This window comes from Candidatus Bathyarchaeota archaeon, from assembly GCA_026014745.1.
Taxonomy (GTDB): domain Archaea; phylum Thermoproteota; class Bathyarchaeia; order Bathyarchaeales; family Bathycorpusculaceae; genus Bathycorpusculum.
In genome coordinates, this window is the sequence record JAOZHS010000001.1 from 1,041,443 (window position 1) to 1,063,752 (window position 22,310).

26 protein-coding genes, 1 tRNA gene and 1 rRNA gene are annotated in these 22,310 nt (G+C 45.9%); 17 read left to right on the forward strand and 11 right to left on the reverse strand.

What is annotated here, in order from left to right; all coding sequences use genetic code 11:
* Window positions 1-6: 6 nt before the first annotated feature.
* Window positions 7-231, reverse strand: coding sequence for a TMEM43 family protein (locus NWE92_05515; protein MCW4029088.1), 225 nt, complete (start codon window positions 229-231; stop codon window positions 7-9).
* A 225-nt stretch (window positions 232-456) separates the two neighbouring features.
* Between NWE92_05515 and NWE92_05520 the strand changes: the two genes are divergently transcribed.
* The 4 genes from NWE92_05520 to NWE92_05535 are packed head-to-tail and all read left to right on the forward strand — an operon-like array spanning window position 457 to window position 4,046.
* On the forward strand, window positions 457-1,116 hold the full coding sequence (locus NWE92_05520) for a Snf7 family protein (protein MCW4029089.1): 660 nt from the start codon (window positions 457-459) through the stop codon (window positions 1,114-1,116).
* 14 nt (window positions 1,117-1,130) lie between these two features.
* Window positions 1,131-1,880 (forward strand): CdvA-like protein, encoded by a 750-nt coding sequence (locus tag NWE92_05525; protein MCW4029090.1) that lies wholly within the window; start codon window positions 1,131-1,133, stop codon window positions 1,878-1,880.
* A gap of 45 nt (window positions 1,881-1,925) precedes the next feature.
* Window positions 1,926-2,834: a hypothetical protein gene (locus tag NWE92_05530; protein ID MCW4029091.1), complete on the forward strand. Its 909-nt coding sequence runs from the start codon at window positions 1,926-1,928 to the stop codon at window positions 2,832-2,834.
* 21 nt (window positions 2,835-2,855) lie between these two features.
* Window positions 2,856-4,046: an AAA family ATPase gene (locus tag NWE92_05535; GenBank protein MCW4029092.1), complete on the forward strand. Its 1,191-nt coding sequence runs from the start codon at window positions 2,856-2,858 to the stop codon at window positions 4,044-4,046.
* A gap of 279 nt (window positions 4,047-4,325) precedes the next feature.
* Here NWE92_05535 and NWE92_05540 read toward each other — a convergent pair whose 3' ends face one another.
* Complete coding sequence (locus NWE92_05540) at window positions 4,326-5,201, reverse strand: hypothetical protein (GenBank protein MCW4029093.1); 876 nt, start codon at window positions 5,199-5,201, stop codon at window positions 4,326-4,328.
* 158 nt (window positions 5,202-5,359) lie between these two features.
* Here NWE92_05540 and NWE92_05545 point away from each other — a divergent pair, with 158 nt between their 5' ends.
* Window positions 5,360-5,533: a hypothetical protein gene (locus NWE92_05545; protein MCW4029094.1), complete on the forward strand. Its 174-nt coding sequence runs from the start codon at window positions 5,360-5,362 to the stop codon at window positions 5,531-5,533.
* A gap of 218 nt (window positions 5,534-5,751) precedes the next feature.
* Here NWE92_05545 and NWE92_05550 read toward each other — a convergent pair whose 3' ends face one another.
* The 3 genes from NWE92_05550 to NWE92_05560 form a co-directional block, all read right to left on the reverse strand.
* Window positions 5,752-6,531, reverse strand: a complete 780-nt coding sequence (locus NWE92_05550; protein MCW4029095.1) for a hypothetical protein — start codon at window positions 6,529-6,531, stop codon at window positions 5,752-5,754.
* 17 nt (window positions 6,532-6,548) lie between these two features.
* Entirely contained in the window at window positions 6,549-6,848 is a 300-nt protein-coding gene (locus NWE92_05555; GenBank protein MCW4029096.1) for a hypothetical protein, read from the reverse strand.
* 79 nt (window positions 6,849-6,927) lie between these two features.
* The gene (locus NWE92_05560) at window positions 6,928-7,386 is read right to left on the reverse strand and encodes a universal stress protein (protein ID MCW4029097.1); all 459 of its coding nucleotides are present in this window, start codon (window positions 7,384-7,386) and stop codon (window positions 6,928-6,930) included.
* A gap of 181 nt (window positions 7,387-7,567) precedes the next feature.
* Here NWE92_05560 and NWE92_05565 point away from each other — a divergent pair, with 181 nt between their 5' ends.
* Together NWE92_05565 and NWE92_05570 are read left to right on the forward strand one after the other, a co-directional pair.
* Window positions 7,568-9,166, forward strand: a complete 1,599-nt coding sequence (locus NWE92_05565) for a hypothetical protein (protein ID MCW4029098.1) — start codon at window positions 7,568-7,570, stop codon at window positions 9,164-9,166.
* An 84-nt stretch (window positions 9,167-9,250) separates the two neighbouring features.
* The gene (locus tag NWE92_05570) at window positions 9,251-9,502 is read left to right on the forward strand and encodes a hypothetical protein (protein ID MCW4029099.1); all 252 of its coding nucleotides are present in this window, start codon (window positions 9,251-9,253) and stop codon (window positions 9,500-9,502) included.
* On the opposite strand, the gene NWE92_05575 is transcribed toward NWE92_05570, so the two are convergent.
* On the reverse strand, window positions 9,503-10,420 hold the full coding sequence (locus tag NWE92_05575) for a 4Fe-4S dicluster domain-containing protein (protein MCW4029100.1): 918 nt from the start codon (window positions 10,418-10,420) through the stop codon (window positions 9,503-9,505).
* Window positions 10,421-10,521: 101 nt separating this feature from the next.
* Here NWE92_05575 and NWE92_05580 point away from each other — a divergent pair, with 101 nt between their 5' ends.
* Window positions 10,522-11,544 (forward strand): DUF362 domain-containing protein, encoded by a 1,023-nt coding sequence (locus tag NWE92_05580; GenBank protein MCW4029101.1) that lies wholly within the window; start codon window positions 10,522-10,524, stop codon window positions 11,542-11,544.
* Here NWE92_05580 and NWE92_05585 read toward each other — a convergent pair.
* Window positions 11,534-12,325, reverse strand: coding sequence for a DedA family protein (locus tag NWE92_05585; GenBank protein MCW4029102.1), 792 nt, complete (start codon window positions 12,323-12,325; stop codon window positions 11,534-11,536). The two genes, NWE92_05580 and NWE92_05585, sit on opposite strands and share 11 nt — an antisense overlap.
* Before the next feature lie 130 nt (window positions 12,326-12,455).
* On the opposite strand from NWE92_05585, the gene NWE92_05590 reads away from it, so the two are divergent.
* Window positions 12,456-12,631: transfer RNA gene (locus tag NWE92_05590), tRNA-Trp, on the forward strand.
* A 72-nt stretch (window positions 12,632-12,703) separates the two neighbouring features.
* Here the strand turns inward: NWE92_05590 and NWE92_05595 are convergent.
* Entirely contained in the window at window positions 12,704-13,816 is a 1,113-nt protein-coding gene (locus NWE92_05595) for a serine protease (GenBank protein MCW4029103.1), read from the reverse strand.
* A gap of 181 nt (window positions 13,817-13,997) precedes the next feature.
* Here NWE92_05595 and NWE92_05600 point away from each other — a divergent pair, with 181 nt between their 5' ends.
* The gene (locus NWE92_05600) at window positions 13,998-14,978 is read left to right on the forward strand and encodes a polyprenyl synthetase family protein (GenBank protein ID MCW4029104.1); all 981 of its coding nucleotides are present in this window, start codon (window positions 13,998-14,000) and stop codon (window positions 14,976-14,978) included.
* A gap of 15 nt (window positions 14,979-14,993) precedes the next feature.
* Here NWE92_05600 and NWE92_05605 read toward each other — a convergent pair whose 3' ends face one another.
* Window positions 14,994-15,254: a hypothetical protein gene (locus NWE92_05605; GenBank protein ID MCW4029105.1), complete on the reverse strand. Its 261-nt coding sequence runs from the start codon at window positions 15,252-15,254 to the stop codon at window positions 14,994-14,996.
* 76 nt (window positions 15,255-15,330) lie between these two features.
* On the opposite strand from NWE92_05605, the gene NWE92_05610 reads away from it, so the two are divergent.
* The 4 genes from NWE92_05610 to NWE92_05625 all read left to right on the forward strand — a co-directional run bounded on the left by NWE92_05610 (window position 15,331) and on the right by NWE92_05625 (window position 18,579).
* The gene (locus NWE92_05610; protein ID MCW4029106.1) at window positions 15,331-16,563 is read left to right on the forward strand and encodes an MFS transporter; all 1,233 of its coding nucleotides are present in this window, start codon (window positions 15,331-15,333) and stop codon (window positions 16,561-16,563) included.
* A gap of 77 nt (window positions 16,564-16,640) precedes the next feature.
* Complete coding sequence (locus tag NWE92_05615) at window positions 16,641-17,453, forward strand: AAA family ATPase (protein ID MCW4029107.1); 813 nt, start codon at window positions 16,641-16,643, stop codon at window positions 17,451-17,453.
* A gap of 60 nt (window positions 17,454-17,513) precedes the next feature.
* Window positions 17,514-18,164: a toll/interleukin-1 receptor domain-containing protein gene (locus NWE92_05620; GenBank protein MCW4029108.1), complete on the forward strand. Its 651-nt coding sequence runs from the start codon at window positions 17,514-17,516 to the stop codon at window positions 18,162-18,164.
* 79 nt (window positions 18,165-18,243) lie between these two features.
* On the forward strand, window positions 18,244-18,579 hold the full coding sequence (locus NWE92_05625; protein MCW4029109.1) for a hypothetical protein: 336 nt from the start codon (window positions 18,244-18,246) through the stop codon (window positions 18,577-18,579).
* A 48-nt stretch (window positions 18,580-18,627) separates the two neighbouring features.
* Here the strand turns inward: NWE92_05625 and NWE92_05630 are convergent, their stop codons facing one another.
* On the reverse strand, window positions 18,628-19,308 hold the full coding sequence (locus tag NWE92_05630; protein MCW4029110.1) for an MBL fold metallo-hydrolase: 681 nt from the start codon (window positions 19,306-19,308) through the stop codon (window positions 18,628-18,630).
* 233 nt (window positions 19,309-19,541) lie between these two features.
* On the opposite strand from NWE92_05630, the gene rrf reads away from it, so the two are divergent.
* From rrf to NWE92_05645, 3 genes are all read left to right on the forward strand, one after another.
* Window positions 19,542-19,661: ribosomal RNA gene (gene rrf / locus NWE92_05635) — 5S ribosomal RNA — on the forward strand.
* A gap of 111 nt (window positions 19,662-19,772) precedes the next feature.
* Entirely contained in the window at window positions 19,773-20,918 is a 1,146-nt protein-coding gene (locus NWE92_05640) for a DUF1512 domain-containing protein (protein ID MCW4029111.1), read from the forward strand.
* A complete protein-coding gene (locus NWE92_05645; protein ID MCW4029112.1) occupies window positions 20,918-21,358 on the forward strand; it encodes a hypothetical protein in 441 nt (146 codons plus the stop codon). The genes NWE92_05640 and NWE92_05645 overlap by 1 nt, the downstream gene beginning before the upstream one ends.
* Here the strand turns inward: NWE92_05645 and map are convergent, their stop codons facing one another.
* Window positions 21,359-22,264: a type II methionyl aminopeptidase gene (gene map / locus NWE92_05650; protein MCW4029113.1), complete on the reverse strand. Its 906-nt coding sequence runs from the start codon at window positions 22,262-22,264 to the stop codon at window positions 21,359-21,361.
* Between the last annotated feature and the right edge of the window lie 46 nt (window positions 22,265-22,310).

Sequence of the window (22,310 nt, forward strand, 5' to 3'; positions counted from 1 at the left end):
GCTTCTTTAGTAGGGGTCTTTTTTGCCTGTCATGTATGCCCAAACGCTGACGATAGCAACCGTTAGGACTGCGCCAACACATCCTGAGATGATGAAGCTTGTTGCATCGCCGAGGAGGGGTAAAACGCTCATGAACCAGGGGATGAAATAGGTTGCGGCGACTTGTGCGATTATGCCTGCTAGGAAGCCTATTACAGCTATTATTGCGAATACTTTAATTCTGCTGCCCATTTGTTACACCTTTTGATACTGTGTTGCTTAGCGATTCTTTTTAGTCTAACTAACATGTTTATGTATAAAATCACCATATATGAATCCAACTTTTAGTCTAAAAGTTAAAGCAAAACGCCAAATCCCCTGCAACGTATAGCTGTACATATATACGTCCATATTTCGGTCATATTAACAATGTATAACTCTGTTTTCGGCATTCACTGCGTGATAGAGGTAATAATAATGTCTGAAAGATTCGCTAAAAAGTGGGAAAGTAAACGGGAAGATGAGCCCTTCGCAAACCGCATTAAAGACGCAGTGAAGCCGCCAGGACCCCTAAAACCAAGACTGGACTTCGCCGTCAGACGTATCGAACTTCAAGTCCAAAAATTAGATCAAGCAACCGACAGATTTAGCCAAAGAGACAAAGCAATCTTCGCACGCATCGTTGACGCCTACACAAAACACGACAGTGCACGCGCAAACGTCTTCGCAAACGAACTAGCTGAAGTTAGAAAAATGTCCAAATTAATCATGAACGCTAAACTTGCTCTCGAGCAAATCACATTACGGTTACGAACCGTTTCAGAATTAGGCGACGTAGTCAGCACACTCGGCCCCGCCGTCGGTGTTCTACGTTCAGTACGTGCAGGCTTGACAAGTGTTTTCCCAGAAGCAGAAAATGAACTGGGAGAAATCGGCAACATGCTCAGCGGAATAATGATTGAAGCAGGCCAAGGCAGCGGCATGACACTCAACTTCGACACAGTTAACGAAGATGCATCAAAGATCCTAACCGAAGCAGCAACAGTCGCAGAGCAAAAAATCAAGGACAAATTCCCAGACCTACCCGCAGGAATGCCATCTACTCCAGCTTCACAAGCAGAGAGAACAACATTCTAAAAGGAGCCTGAAAAATGTCCAACACCAATCTTTTTCTTTCTATTGGCAAACCCGTTAAGAACGAGTATGGCCGAGTAATAGGCAAAGTCGCATCATTCGCATTAACACCCAGCGGAAAATTTGACGCTGTCTTCATCGAGTTCGGTGACGGTCAATTTTCCAAGCAGCCCATGGAAAGCCTACGATTCAATGGCGCTGACATTACATTCATCACAAAAATCAAAAACACCGCTAACATGCTTTGTGACCAAATTCCCTTGATATGGCGCAAAGATGAAGCCCTAAAGGACCTTGCTGAAAAGAAGAAAATCACCCCTGAAGTCTACCAGGATCTTCACAGCAGCTTCAGCAACGTCTTGACCCAACTTAAAAAAGACGCACAAATCATAATCGACGACGCCGCCATCGAAATCGAACGATGCCAAGAAGAAATATCCTCTCTGAGCTACGCCGTCGCAAACCTAGAAATTGAACATGAAATCGGCAAGGTTGACGAAGAAAACTACAAAGCCGCATTTGCCCTACTACAAGAGACACTTCGACGTGCCAGTAGCGAGAAAGCTGACTATGAAGCAACCAAGAGCAAAGTCTCCAATGTACTGTTAGGCGACTCACTACAGTTACCACCAAAACCCATCGCTTCCCCAATCGCTTCTCCAATACCCAACAAAGTCTACGCTGAAACAGTCTCAAACGGCGCAACTAAACTTCCTGAACCCCCAGTTGTTGTTTACGTGAAAGAAACTGGGAGAACTGGCATCTAACCCGGTTCCAATCAATGGATGGGGTATGGGAGGGACTGAGCAATCGTGAGTTTTACTAACCGTAACTCTCCCCCTATCCGTGAAGTTGCTACAAAGTCTATTTATACCCTAAAAGTTCAACAAAGCAAACTTGAACAGGCCAGTTTCCGCCTCAAAGAACGCGACCGAATCCTGTTCGAAACCTGCATGGGCGCACTCAAAAAGAACAACAAAGAAAGAGCCGCCATATGCGCAACTGAAATTGCGGAAGTCCGCAAATTAGTCAAATTCCTCTACAACGTTCAATTAGCTATTGAACGTGTTATTATGCGTCTTGAAACAATCAAGGAACTAGGCGACATCGTTTCGGATCTTAAGCCTGCGTTGAAGTTGCTTCAAGGCGTTTCTCAAGAGCTTTTCCAAGTTTTACCTGACGTTAGCACTGAACTTAACAATGTTAACTCAGCCATCCAAGATACGCTCCAACAAACTAAACTTACCACTGATGAGAACATCGTTGGCGTGGGCAGAAAAACAGAAGCCGGCGAAGAAGTCCTCAAAGAAGTCCACTGCTTTATGGAGCAGAAACTCAGTGAAACTTTGCCTGAACCACCTGTGTCGGCGCCTGTTAAGCAGAAAGCCCCTGTTGCTCCTGTTCGGGAGATGGTGGCGTTGGCTGCGAGTACCTCTCAGGTGTTTGGTACCAAAACCACTGAGGAGGAATCAGGGTTTGACCCCGAGAAGGCCCTGTTCTCCTATAAGAAGTCTGAAATTAAAGAGTTCCAGCTAAAAGTGCAGAAACCTAAACCCAACCTTGAAGAAGTCCTCTTAGATTATGTGCGAAAGATGAATGGCGAAATCGATTTAGGCAGATGCAGTAGTGAATTGCAGACATCAAACGAAGAAATTGAACGTGCCCTCGAAGGTTTGGGGGCCAAAGGTAAAATCAAGATAGAGTTACGGTCGCCTGAATAGGCATAAAGGAGAAAACATGACGTGAGCGCTTCAAACGAACTTGAAAAAGCAGCAACAGCCTACGCCCTTGACGCGGTACGGCTTGATAAGCAGGGACAGAAAGGCAGAGCAATAACCCTCTACCAAAAAGCTATAGAGAGCCTTCTGCAGCTCGTCCAACTTTACCCCGAATATGGTTTAAACAAAGTCTACGTTCAACGCGCAATCGCGTATCAGGAACGTATCAAAGCCCTTCAAGGCGCAGTTTCCTCCCAAGAGATGAATCAGGCAGCTAACGAAGACAGCGATGGCGGCAATGGCGGCGCAACCATGGACGGCAGCAACGGCGGCGGCTTAGCAAAACCCAACGAGGAACTCGTAGTCACCGAGAAACCCAAAGTGAGCTGGGCAGAAGTCGTCGGGTTAGATGTTGCCAAAAAAGCCGTAAAAGAAGCCATCGTTTACCCTGTGCAGCGTCCAGATTTGTTTCCGCTGGGTTGGCCACGTGGCATTTTGCTGTTCGGTCCTCCGGGCTGTGGAAAAACTCTTTTGGCAGCGGCTGTTGCAACTGAAATCGACGCCAGCTTCTACTCTATTGATGCAGCTTCGATTATGTCGAAGTGGCTTGGTGAGGCAGAGCAGAATGTTGCTAAGCTCTTTGGGTCGGCACGTAAAAACGCTACAGACGGCAAACCTTCAATCGTGTTCGTTGATGAACTTGACTCATTGATGGGTACTCACAGTAACGAGGTCGGCGGCGAAATCCGCGTTAAGAACCAGTTCCTCAAGGAAATGGACGGTATCGTAGACAAAGGAAAAGCACTCCACGTCTACGTCATCGGCGCTACCAATAAGCCTTGGGATCTTGACTGGGCTTTCATTCGACGGTTCCAGAAACGTATCCTTGTGCCCCTCGCTGACCACGGGACACGGCTTAACATGCTTAAGCATTATTCCAGTAACCTGCAGATTAGTTCCGATGTTGACTTGCATGAACTTGCACGCCTCTCAGAAGGATTCAGCGGCAGCGACATTCGCGACGTTTGCCAATCTGCCCAGCTGAGCCTTATCGGCGAGTTCTTTGAGTCGGGCAAGGCTATGGACAAGGCAGCGACGCCTCGGCCTTTGACGATGGCTGACTTCCGCCAAATCCTTGAAGAACGCAAGCCTTCGGTTTCGCTGGATATGCTCTCGATGTATAACCGCTGGTTTGAGGCATTCAAGGCACTATAGACGCAAAATAATATGGAGGGCAAAAAGAAAAGCTGGCATGGGTTGGGTGGACAGGTTTGGAGAACAATAATTTTTTCTCGCTCTCCCTTCTCCCCCCTCAAACTATCTCCAGACCCCACAAACCTCTAAATCCAACCCATGCCCCCACTATGTTTTAGCTTCTTAGCCTTTTGAGAATCCCCTATTGACCTCAAAGACCGCCCCCTATATCATTTAAACTATAACTATGCTGTGAGCCTTTAGGGCATTTTTATGTCGCTGTGTGGACGAAAATGTCTTTTAGTGACTTTCCAAGTTTTCTATTCTGCGCTCTAATAACGAAATTCTGCGACGCATTATTGCGATAATAACTACCAAAGCTATCACAACAACCGTTGTTACGGTTGTAACCATTATCGTCCCGTTTTCTGGCGATCCTTTTGGTTGGGTGGCTTGTTGGTTTGGGGTTGCTGGGGGGTTTTGTGTGGGTTGTGTTGTTGGTTTTGGTGAAGCGGAGGAGCTTGGGGCTGTTTCAACTTGTGTTGGTGGGTACCAACCTGGACCTGGCGGTAAGTTTCCAGCGTAAACCATTCGACCGTCAGTCCAACCACTTGATACACCTGTGAAACTGAAAGTAGGTTTGAATCCTGGAACCGCGGATGTTACCGTGTAATATCCAAATACTGCTTGTACACGGAACGCCATCCACCTTCCCGAGTTATGTGGGAATAACAGTATATGGTCTTCCCACATGCGATAGTCTCCAAAATAAATGGTTAAAGTCGTGTCTTCTGAGGTAGATGGCTGCCTACCCATAGCATAATAATTTAACCACTGCGCATTCGCTGTTTCGGGTAATATGATATTTAAATTATTTTCATCGGTGAAGTTTAATCCTCTTAGGGGAAAATATTCTGCATCGGGAAAAGTATAGCTAACATTAAAGTACAGTTCATAGTCTTGACCCGTAACTGGGTCCTTGTATGGCGCAACGTCTTGGTTCTTCACACAGATATGGACAACATGGGCCTCGCCGTAGTGATCATCGTATTTAATCGATATAATTTCTGGTGTCGCTGGTTTAGGGGCAGAAGCGTGTGCTGGTTGAACTGTTAAGGTCATAGTTACTGTAAGAAAGAGCATTAATAGTGACGTAAGCGTCTTGTAGTCTGCCATACATTTTTCTTAGGTTTCGGTAATAATAAGAAGGTTTCAGTTAAGGTTTCTTGACTATTTTTAGTCAAATTATTTTGACCAACCTTTTCATATTTTAGGGGGAAATTTGCATAAATAGTAAATATTGGTTGTTTCATATTTGATTCTGGTGCTACGTTGTGGTTGAATACGTCAAGGGTCCTGAACCTGACCGGTGGCACTGGTACAAATCCTGCATGCAGTATCCCCGCGTTGCAATCAGTCGACGCATCAACCGACCCTCCTCTGACCTTTGTGACGAATGCCTCGATATAGAAGCCAGAGAACTTAGAAAAGCAGCCGTTGTCACCTAAACAGCGTTCATCTAAAAAATTTCAGAAGAAAAGATAGAATACTTCCTATTCAGGAAAATAGCTATTGTTTGCCTGCTTTCTTGGCGCAGGCGTCGCTGCAATATTTCTGTTTAGCGTTAAAGGTGGTGTAGGCTTTTTTGCATATTGGGCATTTCTTCTCCAAACAACAACCTCCTACACCACAGTGTGCCTCTGCGGGGTAAAAGTTTTTCCCAACTCTACGCCCCAATCAACGCATGCCCAATCAGAAGCACCGCATACAAGGCAGCGCCCAAAAGGAAAAACGCCCAGCTATTCCGCCGAAAACTCGACGGCAACTCATTACGTATGGCGTGATAGAGAATAACGCCTGAAACGAATGCAAGCATAACGTAGGCCGTGGCGATGGTTTCAGGCCAAAACACAGACGCAGCCCAACCCAAAAGCGGAACCACCGCCATAACGTAACGACCCACCCCAATTTGGAGGCGTTTGTAGTGTTCCAGCATAGATTCGTTCTCGATGAAAAGATGCATCGAAACTGCTACAAAAAACAGCAAGGCGGTTACGGTTCCCGTGTCGAATTCAAAGATGAAGATGAAACTAACTATGAAGTTGGGTAAGGCAACGGTGAAGAGGTGAATGTAAAAGACGCGTTTTGAGGCTTGCGTGCTCTTTATGTCCTCTCCTTGGGTTGTGCGTTGCCGCCGTGACTTAACCGCCACATGCTCTAAAACAAAAAACAGCAAAAACCCAACCAGCACAACCAAAAAGATGGCGTCTTCATAGAGCGCGATTAAGGGTACACTGTTGCCTAACTGTTTTAGGTATAGGCTGGATTGTTCAAGGCTGGGCAGTAAATCCAAAAACACGTAGCTAACGGTTATGCCGCCAAAAAAAGATAAGACCTTGGTTTTGTGTTCGCCTATATAGTGGCTTATTTTGTAGGTGAAAAAATTGATTAATGCAAAAACAACCGCGCCTATAAACGAGAAAACGATTACTTCAGGAGTCGGCATAGAAACTGTCCTGAGGCTTAAACGGGCTCCGTGGATTCTGTGGATTCTGGCGCTGGGGTTTTAGGAGCTTCCGGCGAGGCTTTAGGCTTAAATGACAAATTCAACTTCACCGACAAATCATACTGACCGTTTGATTTGCTTAACGAAAAATTGAATCCCTCCACCGTCACCTTCATCGGTTCTCCACTCGGCGACATATCCCGGATGCTATCCACAAAACTCCGCACCTTACCAATTATTTCATTCACATCTAAGCTGCTGCTTTCAACTTTTTCTGTGTCTGATTCTGACTTGCGAACCTCTATCTCAACCAACATTTCACCTCCAAAACGCCAAGAAATAGAGCAATAAAAACAGGTTTAAAGATGTGTGACTGCGCAGGCACAAGCACACGTTTTAACGTACGATTATAACTGGGCAGGGCGCCGTGTGAGCGACTTTTTCGCTTATGCCGCCTAAGCCAAGAAACTCTTTCATTCGACCAGTCCCCGCATGACCAACCACAACCACGTCGAAGGCGCCGTCTTTGGCTTCTGCCGCTATTTCTGTGGCTGCTTCGCCTTCTCGGAGCTTAAACGATGTTTGAACCTTCGATTTTGTCTCTTCAACGTGTGTTCGGGCTCTGTTGATGATTTCTTCATGAAACTCCCAAAGGTCCCTTGCCATAGCCGCGGAGCTTTCATTTACGTATCCTTCAGGACCTACTTGCGGAAGAACCGCAACCACCGCTGAAGACTCAGAAACATTGAGCACCTCTAAGGCGGCGCTGTATTTTTCTGCAAAATCTAAAGCGAAATCTAGTGCTTTCCAGGAATTATCGGAACCATCCACTGCAACCAAAACTTGCTTAATCAAAGTTTACCACAAAAAAATACTGCTTTTTACGCATTTAGCTCTTTGCGTCCTTGCTGATTTCGGGTTTAATTGTGGTTAGCCTTTAATAAGTGTGAACTGTAATCTATAACTCAACAAGTTCACTGAGGGCTCACCGATAAATAAGCATAACAAACTCCTATCTGTACTGCTTATTTGCCTAGTGGTATTACCCATATTCTGCGCGGTTTCCTTTGTTCCCGCTTCTACAGCCGCAACTGAGGATACTAAAAAGGCAGGCACTTGGAGCACCTTAGCCGAGATGCCAACCCCCCGTGCAGGCTTCGGTGTTGCCGTGGTAGGTGGAAAAATCTACGCCATCGGCGGCACAAGCGGCGACAATGAATACCTCAACACGGTTGAAGTGTATAATCCTCAAACTAACATTTGGTCAACATGTATGCCTATGCCTACTCCCCGAAGCGGCTTTGCCATCGCAGTCTACAACAACAAAATCTATGTTATAGGCGGCACAGTGGGCAACGGCTACTTAGGCAACAACGAAGTCTATGACACCGTAACCAATTCTTGGCAAACCAAAACCTCCATGCCCACGCCCAGAGCCGACTTATCCGCCAGCGTCGTTGATGACCAATTCTATCTTATCGGCGGAAAAAAATACTCAGGCATAAACCCCTACTACAAAGAAACTGACCTAAACGAAATCTACAACCCCGTCAATGATACTTGGACCACGGGGCCATCTATGACTACCGCCGTGGAAGGCTACGCTTCTGCGGTGCTTAACGGCAAAATCTACATCTTAGGCGGCTCCTCCCAGTCCGCTGCAGCAGATAACAGCGTGGTGACGGATGCAAGCCAAGTTTTCGACCCTCATACAGGCATCTGGAATTTAACAACAAGACTGCCCGATGCAACCAGCTCCGCCGCGGCTGTAGCCACCACGGGGCTTATGGCGCCCCAAAGAATCTACTTCCTCGGCGGCTACACGGACGAATTCTCAGCACAAACCGTAGTGTACTTCCCAGAAAACAGCTCTTGGAACCTCGCCCAAGACATGCCCACTGCCAGAGCTAACCTGTGCGTTGCCACGCTCAACGACTTAGTCTATGCGATTGGCGGTTTGAGCGGTGGAGAGGTTTTAGCAACCAACGAGGTTTATACGCCTTATGAATTTGGTACGGTTGCGCCCAAACTTCAGATTACTTCCCCAACAAACAAAACCTACGCCTCTGTCACCCTTACATTCACAGTCAATCGGGGCGCACAGTGGCTGGGTTACAGTGTTGATGGCGGCTTAAATGTCACAGTTACTTCGGCTACGCAGCTGTTTGGTCTCGCACAGGGCGGACACCGCGTAGTCATGTACGCTAACGACAGCGCCGGTAACATGGGTGTTTCAGACACGGTGTACTTCTCGATTGACACTTTGCCCCCCACAGTAAACATAATCCTGCCACAGAACGTCTCTTACCAAGAAACTGATATCCAACTCCAATTCATTACCAACGAAAACGTGACTTCGCTGGCTTACTGCTTAGACAACAAAGAAAACGTCACCATCGTCGGTAACGTCACGCTACCCGCGCTTTCTGAGGGTTCCCATAAACTCACGCTTTACGCCAGCGACGAATTAGGCAACTCTGACTCCTACACTGTATACTTTAGCATCACACCCTTCCCAACAGTTTTGGTCGTGGCTATAATTACCATTGCAATCATCATCGGCGCCGGCGGCTACATATTCATAAAACGCAGAAAAACCCCCACAGCAAACCTCACCACCACTTCATCGACATAAAAACTTGTGCCCAAAGAGTTTCTTGGGTTTTTAGGAGTAAATTTTAAGTAAACATAAATCAACCCCTACGAGTAGGTCATTAGTGTGCCATACGCAATCGATTACGCCCTAGGTGAACAAGCCGACTGCAGCTCCCAAATAGTCATAGCTGACCGCATCTTCTACGTCAAACTCTTCAACTCCACTGCTCCTCGTTACTTTTCAGGCGACCAACAGGGCATAATTCAAAAAGAAATCTCTCAAACGGAATTTGAGCTTTGGATAAACGTCTTAGCTGACAGCGACTCTGATGTAGCCGAAATCCAACGAAAACTTGCAGTAGGCAAAAAATATTAACTAATTCTCAAGTAGTGCCGAGAGGTTTCGTGGCATCTCGTTGAAGTAATCAGTTAATCCTAATTGTTTTATCTTCTCCAATAGGTTTCTGGGTGCCTGCTCGGGGGATGTGCCTTTGAGTAGCATCGTGGTGTCTTCTTGGGTGAATTCCACTGTTTCCTCCACTTTTGCTATGTAGGACTTATTTTCGGGGCATGCGGTTTGGCATCGAGTACAGCCCACCAAACAGTTGTGCCACTGCGGTTTTATCCACTCAGGAAAGGGGATTTTGCCGTCTTTTTCGTTGTGATAAGTGAGGCATCTGTCTTGGTGCAGTAAGAACCGTTCTTTGTCTATGGCGCCGGTGGGGCAAGCGTTTCTGCATAAATCGCACTCGATGCATTGGTCAAGCATTTTTGCTTCTTGCCAGAGGGTTTCTTCGCTTGGCATATCTGAGTACAGCGCGGTGAAGCGCACAAAACTTCCCATACCCTCCACGTAGGCGATGTTGTTGCGCCCATACCTCGCCAAACCACTTGATACTGCCAACAGCTTTAGCGGCAAAAAAAGCGGGGCTGTTCTAAACCCCACTTGCCCAACCGCCTCGGTGACCAACTGCTCCACACGCATCCGCTTCTCGTCAAACGCCGAGTAAATCGGAGGCACAATAAACGTATGCTTCTTGTTTTTCCAATCAAAAATTGCCTTCTTAGGTGACCGCGGCATTGCAACAATAATTAGTGATTGGGCATCTTTGAGTTCTGGCGGCGGAGTAAATTTGAATCGGGTTAGGATTTCTTTTGTGAATGCCTCGTCAAACTCTTGTCCCTCGCTGCGTCGCTTGAGTTCTTTTTGCATCTTGGCTAGGCAACTTAGCGATGTAACGGTTACTTTGTTTTCTTCGCGGGTAAGTTTTTGAAAATTGCATTTCGCAGCCATAAACATGATTGGTTTTGTAGCCTTATTTGTGTATGTCCTTGGAAGCGTACTCCTTTTATAGCGTGTCTACTTGACTAAGAACTGTTATTGGGGAATCGACTTTGAACGTCCATTTATTACCTTGGGATACGAACCGCAACCTGCATTTGGAAGCAAACCGCCTCTACGACGAAGCCGGAACCTTCGACTGCATAAGCAAAGGCGACTTGGTCGCCATAAAAATACACGTCGGCGAATTGGGCAACCCCTACTATGTACAACCCTTTTTTGTGCATGACATAGTCCGACGCGTCAAGGAAGCGGGCGGTAAACCCTTCCTAACAGACGCCAATACATACTACAACGCGCTTCGAAACAACGCTTACGACCACATGCAAACCGCGTTGATGAATGGTTTTAACATGGCGCCTTTCATCGTTGCGGATGGTCTTAAAAGCGAGAACTTTCAACTTATCAAGACCCGTGGTATCTTGCCTGAAGTTGAGGTTTCAGGAGCTATAGTTCAAGCTGACGCCATGATAGCTGTTAGTCACTGTAAAGGTCACGAATTATCAGGGTTCGGCGGCGCCATCAAAAACTTGGCTATGGGCTGCACCTCCAAAGCAGGTAAGCTTCGTCAGCACCGTGCTGTTGGTCTTGAGATTGATACCTCAAAATGTGTTGGCTGCGGTAAATGCAAAGAGGTGTGTCCTATGGGTCTCCCAGAAATCATCGAGGGTAAAGCCTACAATAGCTCCGCGGCGTGCATGCGTTGTCCCTTCTGCGTTGCCTCATGTCCGATTGAAGCCATCCGTTTTGTGGGTAAAGAAAATTTGTCTTTAGCTTTGGCATCGGCTGCGTATGGCGTTCTCTCTACGTTTGCCCCCGACAAGGTCAGCTATGTGAGTTTTGCTAAAGACATCGCGGAAGCCTGCGACTGCGCCCCCAACCCCGGAGGCATAGTTTTAGGTGACCTCGGTATTCTTGCTGCGGATTCGCCTGTTTCTATAGATGCTGCGTTTCTGCGTTCGGTGAATTACAAAGTTTTCAATGACCATTCTCATGTGGACTGCATGTTACAAGTAGAGGAAACCCAGCGGCTTGGCGTTAGCGGCGATTTGAACCCTAACATCATCACGGTTTAACAATCGTTTGAGCTTTTTTCTTTCTTTTTCTTCTACTATACAAGTAAAACGCAGCCGCCGCCACCAACCCAGCGCCGACTACAATTATAATGTATTCGGAGAAGCCCGCGACCTCTCTCCAATTCGACCCCAAATAGTACCCCACATAAATCAACAACGTATTCCATATCAAGCAGCCTGCGGCTGTATAGGCAACAAATTTTGTTAGTGACATTTTGGCAGCGCCCGCTGGGAACGAGATAAGTGTACGCAGCACGGGGACTAGCCGCGCCAAAAACACCACCGCGGAGCCGTACCGTCTAAACCATCTGCCTGCAACCTCTAGCTGCTCCATTGAAAAGAGGCTGTGACCTAGGATGCGGTGTTTGGTGAGGGTTTCGACGCCTTTGTAGCCAATGTAGTAGTCAATGAGGCTCCCGATGATAGCGGCTATGGTGGCAACCGCCACTGTTAGGGTGATGTTGAGGTTTGTTTGCCCCATTGAAATTATGCATCCTGCGAAGGGGAGCACGATTTCGCTTGGGATGGGTAGTGAGCTGGCTTCTAAAATCATGAGGATAAAGATGCCGATGTAGCCCCATGTCGAGACGGTTTCGGTTACGTTGCCAGTGAAGGCGACGATGGCGCCGATGAGGGGACCACTGGTTAGGGAGCTGCCATTGACGAAGATGTCAACTAGAACCTCAACCAAAACGTACACAAATAAGGCGACAACTAAGGTAACAATGATGATTTGCGGAGCTTTTCTGCGTAGTTGCCCCCCTTTTGTCTGTGCATCCATGGTTCTCTTCATTAATCTACAAGTAACTGCGATTTAACCTAACCGATAAAAAACCAACATACTTCCCTTTAGCTAAATGAAATATTTTTATGGGTGAGCTTCAACTATTGTGGTTTGACTAGACCTCGGTGGGGTTGTAGTCTAGACAGGTATGACGACGGGCTCCAGAAGCAAACACACACGGGTTTGCTGACTCCGCGAGGAGAATGACGAATCTCTGGAGCGGTCATAGAGAAACCCGTAAACAGTCGACTATGCGCGGCTGTTGGGCAAAGGTCGTCGGTTCAAATCCGGCCAGCCCCACCACTTTTCATATAAGCTAAGAGCTGACAAGTATTCCTGAAAGGGTCCCTGAATTTTAAGGGCAAATAAATCCTGTTAGGCAAACTCGACTCCAAATTGTTTAAGGTCATTTTTTATGGAGTTGTTTAGTAGTGGTAACGCGACGGCTTCATTGTACTCTGAGGCTAATTCGCCTCTGAAGTGAAGTCCAATAACCTGATTTAGTTTGACATCGACGATGCATGATCCAGAATTTCCCCCGATTGTTGAACAATCATGCCGCAAAACGTTATCCACATTTTTAACTGAGTTGAATATTCCTGGTTGCAGACGTTTGACTTCATATACGTCTCCGAAAACATCTTGAAGTTGCTTGGTGGTTTCCCTAGTGTCAAAAAAAGGGTAACCTACGGCAAAGACCTTTCGGTGCCCATTTGGGTCGACATCTGAATCTTCAATTGGGTCTGGCATGCTGTCTGCTATGACTAATGGGGTTGGATGTTCTCTTTCTTGGGATGTTTTTGCGACTTTTAAGAGTGCAAGGTCAGGGTCAGGCGGATCATAGATTTTTAGGATTTTCTTTATTTGAAACTCTCTTGATGGCGAAGTATTGTTTTCCTCACAGTAATCTATGCGTTTTCTGGTAATTTCTGTTTTGAAAATGTATTCACCTGTTTGCATGTCTTTTTCACAAAAGTACTCTGCTACATGACGGTTTGTCATTATAACGTCTTCGGCGACAAGAAAACCTGTGCCTCCATATTTCTCGGTATCGGAGTGTTTGAATTCGATTCTTCCAACGCTTAAAGCTGCCTTTTCTATCATGCCGCGATATGGTTCGAGAAAATTGTTCCAATCTATATCGCTGCTTGTTAGGGGTGGCTTGGCTTGGAGGTATGTGTCGTTTTCAATAAGTATCGCAGGTCTGGTGGTGAGTATGATAGAACACAAAATGCTGTTATTTTCGGATGGGGTAAGGTTTGCAAGCTCACCAAATTTTTTAATTTTTTCTAAGGCTGAGCTTGTAGCTTCAATTGTTTTCATTCTCATCAGTTTTCTTTTCTCGATCCCTAAAGGAAGCGTCTCATGCTTTATGGGAAACATGATGGGGTACGCGGTTTCGGTTTTCTCAAAAAATTGTTGTGCTTTGGTTAAATCTGGATAAAGCCGCATAATTTTTCGTATTAAAGGGCTTGTTTCTGCAGCCAAATGTTTCACCAAATTAAAAAGAAATGCGGCAATATTTAACCCTTGATGCCCGTCTTGCTGTTTAGAAATCGCTGCATTTTAACATAAATATTGGCGCATATTTGAAAGCTTTTAAATGCTATCCAACAAAAAACATTACAGCGCATACAAAAAATAAAGAACGGTTTTAGGCGAAATACACTTGGACAAGATTCTAGAAGAAAAGGGCGGTAGGATCCGAAAAAAAATTGAAACCGTGTTATTTTCAGGTGTCAGCGATCCTGAATTTTTATGCATCTTAAAAGAGATTAGCCGCAATTGGAAGGATGTTTATAGGCCTGCCTTAACTGCACTATCCTGTGAGGCCGTAGGTGGATCGCCAGAAGCAACAGATGATGCCGGACTTATGTTCGCTCTTGCTTCAGCAGGATTTGGTCTTCACGATGACATTATTGATCGCTCCAAAAGGAAACACTTTGGCACGACCGTTCTTGGACGCTATGGACTTCGAAGCGCTTTGCTCGTCGGCGACCTCTTAATTGTAAAAGCTTGGGCCTCTATTCAAAACAGGAACATGAGCCTTCCCATAGAGAAGCTTGAGGTTGTGGTTGAAGAGTATGGGCGGTTAAATGTGGAAATTTGTGAAGCTGAGTTTATGGAAAATGGATGCCGAAAAAAGCTGAAAACTGATTTGAAAACTTATGAGACTATTTTGTGGAAGGCAATGGCTGAGCTTGAAGCTTGCACGAGAATCGGGGCAATTATCGGGAACGGCGACGATAACGAAATAGATGCCTTGGCTGAATTCGGCAGACGCCTTGGCTTTGGGTACCGATTAACCGATGAAGTCAGAGATACCCTAAACTTAGAGGGTAACCTTGTGCACCGATTAAAATATGAAAGTGTGCCTTTGCCAGTTTTGTTTGCCTCTAAGTCTTCGCACCAAAGGCATGAAAAAATAAATTCCATCCTTCAAAAAAAAACTCTCGACTCAGCAGATATCAAAGAACTTTTAGAAATCTGCTTTGACTCCAAAGCCTTAGAATATGTTTTTGATTTAGCCAAAAGTAACTATGAAAAAAACATAGATATCCTGTCAACTATTGAACCGTCAACGGCACTTGATTCGCTTTCTTCTTTGAGTCGTCAGTCTTTTGTTAACATAGCTGACCTAATTTTATAGCGGCTTTTCTGAAGGTTACTTAAGAAACCAGCCTGGGTCATCAGACATTCTGGTATTGGTGTCTAGCATGGTTGTCCATAGGGAGTCTTGCATACCTAATGGAACTTTCTGCTTATTGCAGATCTTTTTGAAACTCTTTTTGTCGTTTTTATCTAATGCCGCAACTACATCTGGAAAAAATCTTGCATCTAAAAGACGATCCATTACCAAAGCGCACTCAAGGTAGTTTTGTCTTTTCTTATTGTATTTCTCCTCATCACTAACCTTATCGCTCAAATTCCTTAACTCCTTTTAAAGAAACACAAAATATAATATTAAGTTGAGTTGATTTAAAACTATGGGTAAGTGCTAAATGACCAATCGATTCAAAAAGAATCCGTTTGGCATGCAGATTTCCCCAAGAAAACTCTTGATTGTAGTGTCTTTGGTCTCGGGCACCTTATCTTGGTTTTTCTTGGTCCAATGGTATTTCGACCAAATATTTCTCAGCTACTCCGCTGATAACTCCTGGATATATTTTGGTCTACTCTTATTCTATGGCGTTGGCGCCTTATCAGCTATAATTGGCAGTTCACTAAGCGAAATAATCAACCGCAGAAAAATCCTCGCCTCCTGGATAATATTAGGTGTAGCTGTAACTGCCTCTCTGTTCCTGTTTGAGGGAGACGCGTTCATTGTTATATTGAGTGTGCTCTTAGGGATTTCTTTTGGGTTTGGTTTTCCAAGCTGCGCTGCATTTCTTGCGGATTCAACAGTTCCCGAAGAAAGAGCAAAAGTATCTGGAATAGCAATTCTTCTAACCTTTCTGTTGATTTTTTTGGCCTTTATCGTTATTCCTCTTCTGAATTTTGGGTTAGTGGAGATGGTGTTGTTTTTTGCATGTTTTAGAGCTATCAGCTTAATCGGACTTGTCTTAGACAAATGCGAACGTAAACCGGGAAAAACGGGGTCATGGATTTCTATCTTGTCCTACAAAGACTTCGCCTCATACGTTATCCCTTGGATTCTTTTTAATGCCGCCGCGGGGCTACTGGGCTGGACAAACATTCCCAAAACCCCCGATTTCGAAACTGTTACCTCGCTTGGGATTCCGCTGGCTTATGGTAGCATAGCAATTTTTGGTCTTCTGGGTGGTATCGTTGCGGACCGGTATGGCAGGAAGCAACCGATTATTGTTTTGTTGGTGATGTTTGGTGTGAGTTTTGGGTTGTTAAGCTTCTTTTTGACGCCTTTGACTTTGTTTATTCATTATATTACTTATGGCGTCGCGTGGGGTTTTCTTTTGACGTTATATTTAGCTGTTCCAGGAGATTTGGCGTATGCAGGCTCCAAAGAAAAATTCTACGCAATAGGCATCATGATGCCCCTGCTTGTGTATATGGTTTTGAGTACGGCTCCTCAGTTTCTTCTCATAAGCGTCTCTATTAGTTTTCTTGCCCCTATCCTTAGTATTCTTCTTTTCGCCTCTGTTATCCCTGTATTTCGCGCCGCCGAAACGTTGCCTGAGAATGTGATTCGCAAAAGAAAACTCGATCAGCATTTCAAGAAACTCAACAAACTTATCGAAAAAGAAGAATCAAAATAGCCTTATTTTAGGCTTTAACTTCTACGTTATTGAAAATTATTATAAGAAACAAGCAGCTTACCACAATAGGGGTAAAGATGGGTTCCCGAAGAACTTTCGCTTTCCATTCCTACAAGGGCGGCAGCGGAAAAACAACGCTGATTACTAATATTGCGGCGCTGTACGCGAAAAGTGGCTTAAACGTTGGCCTTATGGATTTTGACCTTTACGCGCCAAGTCTTTTTTCCTATTTCAAGAAAACCCCCGAACTTTATCTGAACGATTTGCTTAGCGGAGACGCGCAGATATCTGATGTTGTGGTGGACCTTAGTTCTGAGCTAAACCTTGGCGGAAAATTTTTGGTGGGTTTTTCTAGTCCCCGAAAAGAGGATATTAACCAGATAGAAATCAAGTTTGACACCAAGTGGCAGCTTCAAGCACTTAAAAGGTTTCTGAGTGCTAAGCGGGAACTTTTCGAAGAGCACAATTTGGATTATCTGTTTTTAGATACTAGCCCCGGCATTAGGTACTGGGCGATAAATATCTTGGCAACGGCCGATTATCTTTTTCTGCTTCTCAAAGACAGCGACATTGACATTGAGGGTACCCGAAAAATGATCAACGACATTTATGATTCCCTCTCTCGTTTTGGCTCAAAGTATTATCTTATATTGAACAAAGTTCCCGGGGCGATGCAAAACGGCGGCGTTTACAGCGTCAGTGACGAGAAAGCTTGGATAGCGGAACTTGAAAGGGTAGTGGGCGCAAAAGTTGTTGGTTCAATTCCATGTTTTTGCGATATCCAGTTTAGCCGCCATGAATTCCTCTTTTCAATAAATCAACCAAAGCACCCCTTCTCAGTTAGAACCACCGCGTTGGCAGAAACCATAAAATCTCTAAGCCAGCAATAGCGCTAGGTTAATCAAGCAAATTGTTAAATTCTCAGTCCTCCCTACTAATTCTCGATAAGATTGAGGCCCTTTAGTGTATTCATTTGCCACAAAAAGAGTTCAGGTAAAGATTATGCTGATCACCTTAAAGCAGGCTTAGAGGAATTGGGCTATCACTCATTTCTTGACAGCAAGGACATCCCAAAACTGGTGGATGGACGCGAAGAATGGGTTGAGGTGAGAGACCGCGCACTAAAAGAAAGCACTACCTTTATTCTGATTATTACGCCTGGATTTGATCTCTCCCAGGAAGTCAAAAACGAGCTTAAACTGGCAAGGCAACAGCCAGATAAACGTTTTATCTATTTTAGGCATCGTGATCTGGGCAGAAAAATAATCGTTGACTTGGATACCGAAAAAGTCGATTTGGGTCGACAAGAACAAGTCTCTTTTGAAACCAAAGAGGAGCTTCTCCGCTTAGCTCACGGCATCTTGCTTAAGAGTGGAATTGGCAAAGAACCTTACCCTGAGAGTACGGGTAAAGCAGCTAAACCTCAATCAGTTGAGGTGCCAAAACCTGAAGTGGCCCTTGTGTGTGCTGCATGCTCCAAACCCATAACGGGGAAGCCGCACACCGAAGTTTTGAACGGAAAAATCTATACGTTTGACTGCGATAGCTGCGCCAAAACATACCGCAGGCTAAAAAGCGTCTACGGCGAATCTTTCGAGTAAGCGACATAAAGGTTGGCGTGGCGTTAGCGCTTGAAGCAAACATTCATACCCTGCCGCTTAGAGTTTTTTGTGAGGAAAAATGGCTACTATTAGGCAAAGAAAAAAGGAAGTGGATATTGATTTTCCGCTTGAATCCATATGGCAGGCTATCCCAGTGGCGGTGGATGAGTCAGGTTGGGCTATTGAAGAAAAAGATGATGCCGCCCACAAAATGGTGGTTAGAACGGATGATACGCTTACCTCTTATGGTTCCATGCTTGAGGTTGAACTAAAGCCCATAGACGAAAGCTCTACTCATATGGTTGTTTATGGAGCAACCCCTGTCACCACAATTACTGCAACATTGGAGTTTGGGCAAACCATTGATGTTCTTGAAGATTTCGTGTTTGCGTTAGCCGACGTAATGAACCGCTAAAAAGCCATTTTCTAAAGAGCTATCCCTCTTTTGTATGACTTCAAATGGCTACTTAAAAGAAGCCGCAAGAGCCTTAACAGCCGCCGACGCGTTGCCCTTCAAATGCTCACCGTGTCCCGGAAGCAGCACCTCAAAATCTAAATCCGCAACTTTTCGAATAGACTCTCTTTCTTTGTTTTCATCCCATACAAACTGCTTTGGTCCCGTCACCACTTTTTCGCCATCCAACCGCAGGGTGTCTCCTGCAACCAGAACCTTCCTTTCTTCGTCCAGAAGCATGATGCTGCCCTCCGTGTGTCCGGGCGTAGCAATAACCTTCAATCCTGCAATCACGTGGTTGTCCTTGAGTGTAATATCTGGGTGGACGGGTGATGCTTTGATGAGGGAGGTGGCGGCGCGCATCAAGAGGTTTTTGGGTTTAGGGTACGGTTTTACTCCGCTTATAATCTCCCCGTCTATTGCGCTTGCGGCAAGTTGGGCGCCTGTGGCTTCTTTGAGGTCTTTTGCGCTGCCAACATGGTCCATGTGGAAATGGGTTAAAATAATGGTTGAGACGTCGCTGGCGTGATATCCAAGTTTCTCAAGTTCGGTCACAATTTTCTTGGCGTTTCCCTGTGTACCCGTATCTATTACGGTGATTTTTTCGCCGTTTACTATGAAGTAGATGTTACTGTGGGCTATGTTGTTGCTTGCCTCATCAGCCCGATAGATGCCCTCAACAATCTTCATTCGAATCTCCAATTTTATTTTGGTAAGCGGCTATAAATAATTGTTAGAGCTCGATGCGTGGTCCTCTATTGTCTCATTGGCGGATGTTCCCTGTGTTTTGACGGAGTTTTCTGACACAAATTCGCTCTGTAACCCGTTTGTGGCATGTTAGAGCTGCCTTTTTGGTGCCCTCCAAACGTTTTGCTTGCTAGTACCTGAAGGTATATAAGGTGGTGTGGGGGAGTAGTGTTGGGTTTGCCGGCCAAAGGGCACGGGTTCCACCTGATCCCATACCGAACTCAGAAGTTAAACCGTGTTCCGTTTCCAGCTGTAGTGTGGTCTTAGGCCACGTGAACCTGGGAAAGCTGGCAACCCTTTTTAATTATTGCCACCAAAAAAAGGGCAGTTTTTAGAGAGATTTAGCATATCCTTATAAATGTGTGCTGATTGTTTTGGGAGAAATAGTGAAGGAATGAATTATTACTATGATACCGCAACTTCCATCCACCTACACTAATCAGCTTGTTCCAACGGGCGGCGGCGACATACTTAGCCAAATCGTCAGTTGGGCATTCTACGTCGTTTTCATAGTTTTCATATTCTACGGACAACGCATCCAGATGTACATCATGGTTCGCGAAGTCGAAAACAGCCTGCACAAACTCAGATACATCAAAGACGAAGGCAAAAAAATCGCTATAGACGCCATCAAAGAAATCGGCAAACCAACAGTTGACCCCACTGCACGCGTGGACCGCTACCTCGACTACTTCACAATCGCACCCCAAAACATGGACCCTGCAGGAATCGTCTACAAACTGGATCACATCCTAGACGTTAGAGACGAACGCCTGAAAGAAGAAATCAGACTCATGGCGCCTGCAGCAGCAAATGACGAAGTCCAAACCAACAACCTCGAAAACACCCTCGAAGCAGCAATGGCACTACACTTCATCTACAAAGTCGTACGCCACTACTACATCCAAGGCAAAAAGACACTCAGCCTCTACGTCATCATGCAACTCCAAATGATACTGCCCATGGTCATGAAGGAAGCCGAAGCCTACGCTTCAGCACTCAAAGCCTTCGCGTATGGTCAACCCATCGGAGACAGCGTCGGACCCCTCATCGCATCAAAAATGATGCGTGGATTCGAAGCACGCAAAGTCCCCAAAGACTGCGTTGTCGCAACCGTTCCATTCGAAGGACGCACCGCTTTGGTCTTGAAAGCTGAAGGTCCAGGCGGGAACGTCGGTAAACCCGGCGACGCCGTGGAACATGTCATAGAAGAAAACCAGGGCAAAATCGCCTGCCTGATCATGATTGATGCAGGTCTCAAACTGGAGGGCGAAATGGTCGGTGAAGTCTCAGAGGGCATCGGTGCAGCCATCGGTGGCCCCGGAGTCGATGCATTCAAGATTGAAGAGAAACTCGCCAAATACAAGATACGTACCTATGCTGTTATAGTTAAAGAAGACATTGGAGACGCGGTTTCACCTATGCGTAAAGAAATCAACGACGCCGTTGACACCGTAATTGAACGTGTCCGCGATGTTGTTAAGGAACGCACCAAAGAAGGCGATACAGTCATAATCGTCGGTGTCGGCAACTCTATCGGAGTCGGTCAATAATGCGAAGTTTGCAAGCTACACGGCAGAACGATAAATCTTCTGCCACCCAAAAAATCTCCACCTACCTCACCATGATTGTGCTTATCGTCATGGCTCTTAGCATCGCCGCGTTGCTTTTGGCATCGATGGCGTACAGTACTGGCGATGAGTTAGCGGCTATGGTGTTGGCTGCGATTGGATTAATTTGTTTCACGCTCTCTGGGTTTATGTTCTATCAATCTAGGAGGCAAACGGGACAAATGAAAATCGACATACCTAAAGTGATGACGACTGTGGAATGTCAAAACAAAGGCTGCAGCAACAAGGTACAGCGGGAATTCATACGCGGCGATTACGTGTTCAAAGAAACCAGTGATGTCTGCCAGAAATGCGGCAGCAAACAAATGATAACCGCCATCTACAAAGAAGTCAAAGAGAAAGAAAAAACCTACAACGTCTAGTTAGGTTAAAACCTCACAACCCTCTTCTTTTATTAGTAACGTATGCTCGGCTTGAGCTACGCTTTTTCTGCTTGCCTCAACAAACACGGGGTAACTCATGATTGCTTTGGATTTTTTGAGTTCTTCAAACGCCGCCTTATGCTGACCAGATGGGAGGACGCCGATTAGCCAGCGTTCCGCAAAGGGCAACGTGTGGAAGTTTGCCTCAATGTGTTTGAGCAGTTTTTTCGCAGCGGGGCTTTTGGTTGATTTTGCTCTTAGGAGGCGATGGATGGTATATTGTGGGGCATCGTCAACTCGGCCGATAGCGTCGGGGGCGGTGACGAAGGGTTCGATGGCGTAGATCTCGCCTGCGTGGATTTTTTGGGTATTGCCCGGTGAGGCGACGCTGGGAATGCTGGTTCCTGCGTGGATGAGGTAGCGACCAACAGAGTGGCCAGTGAGGTTGCTGATGGGTTTGAATCCTCGGTTTCTGATTGTGGTTTCGATTAGGCTGCCGATTCGGTCCAGCGTCATTTCGCCGTGTATGTTTTCTATGGCTGTTTTTAGGGCGAGTTCGGCGGTGGCGGTCATGCTTTTGCCTTCGGAGTTAAATGCGACGGTGAATGCGGTGTCGGTGACGTATCCGTCGATTTGGACGCCGAGGTCTACTTTCACGGTGGAGCCTTCAGGGATGCGGGAGGTGTCGCCGGGGAGGGCTGTGTAGTGTGCGGCGACTTCGTTGATGCTGACGTTGGTGGGGAACGCGGGTTTGCCGCCTTTGGCTCGGATGGTGCCTTCTACTTTTTCGCAGACATCAATTAGGAGCATGTTTTCTTTTACGTAGCTTCTCATTTCTTCGCGGGTTTCACGCAGAATTTTACCCGATAAACGGAATTTCGCGAGCTCTTCACTATCGTAGGACATAACGACTCACCAACGATTAAAACCCAATAAATGCGTCTGACACTTA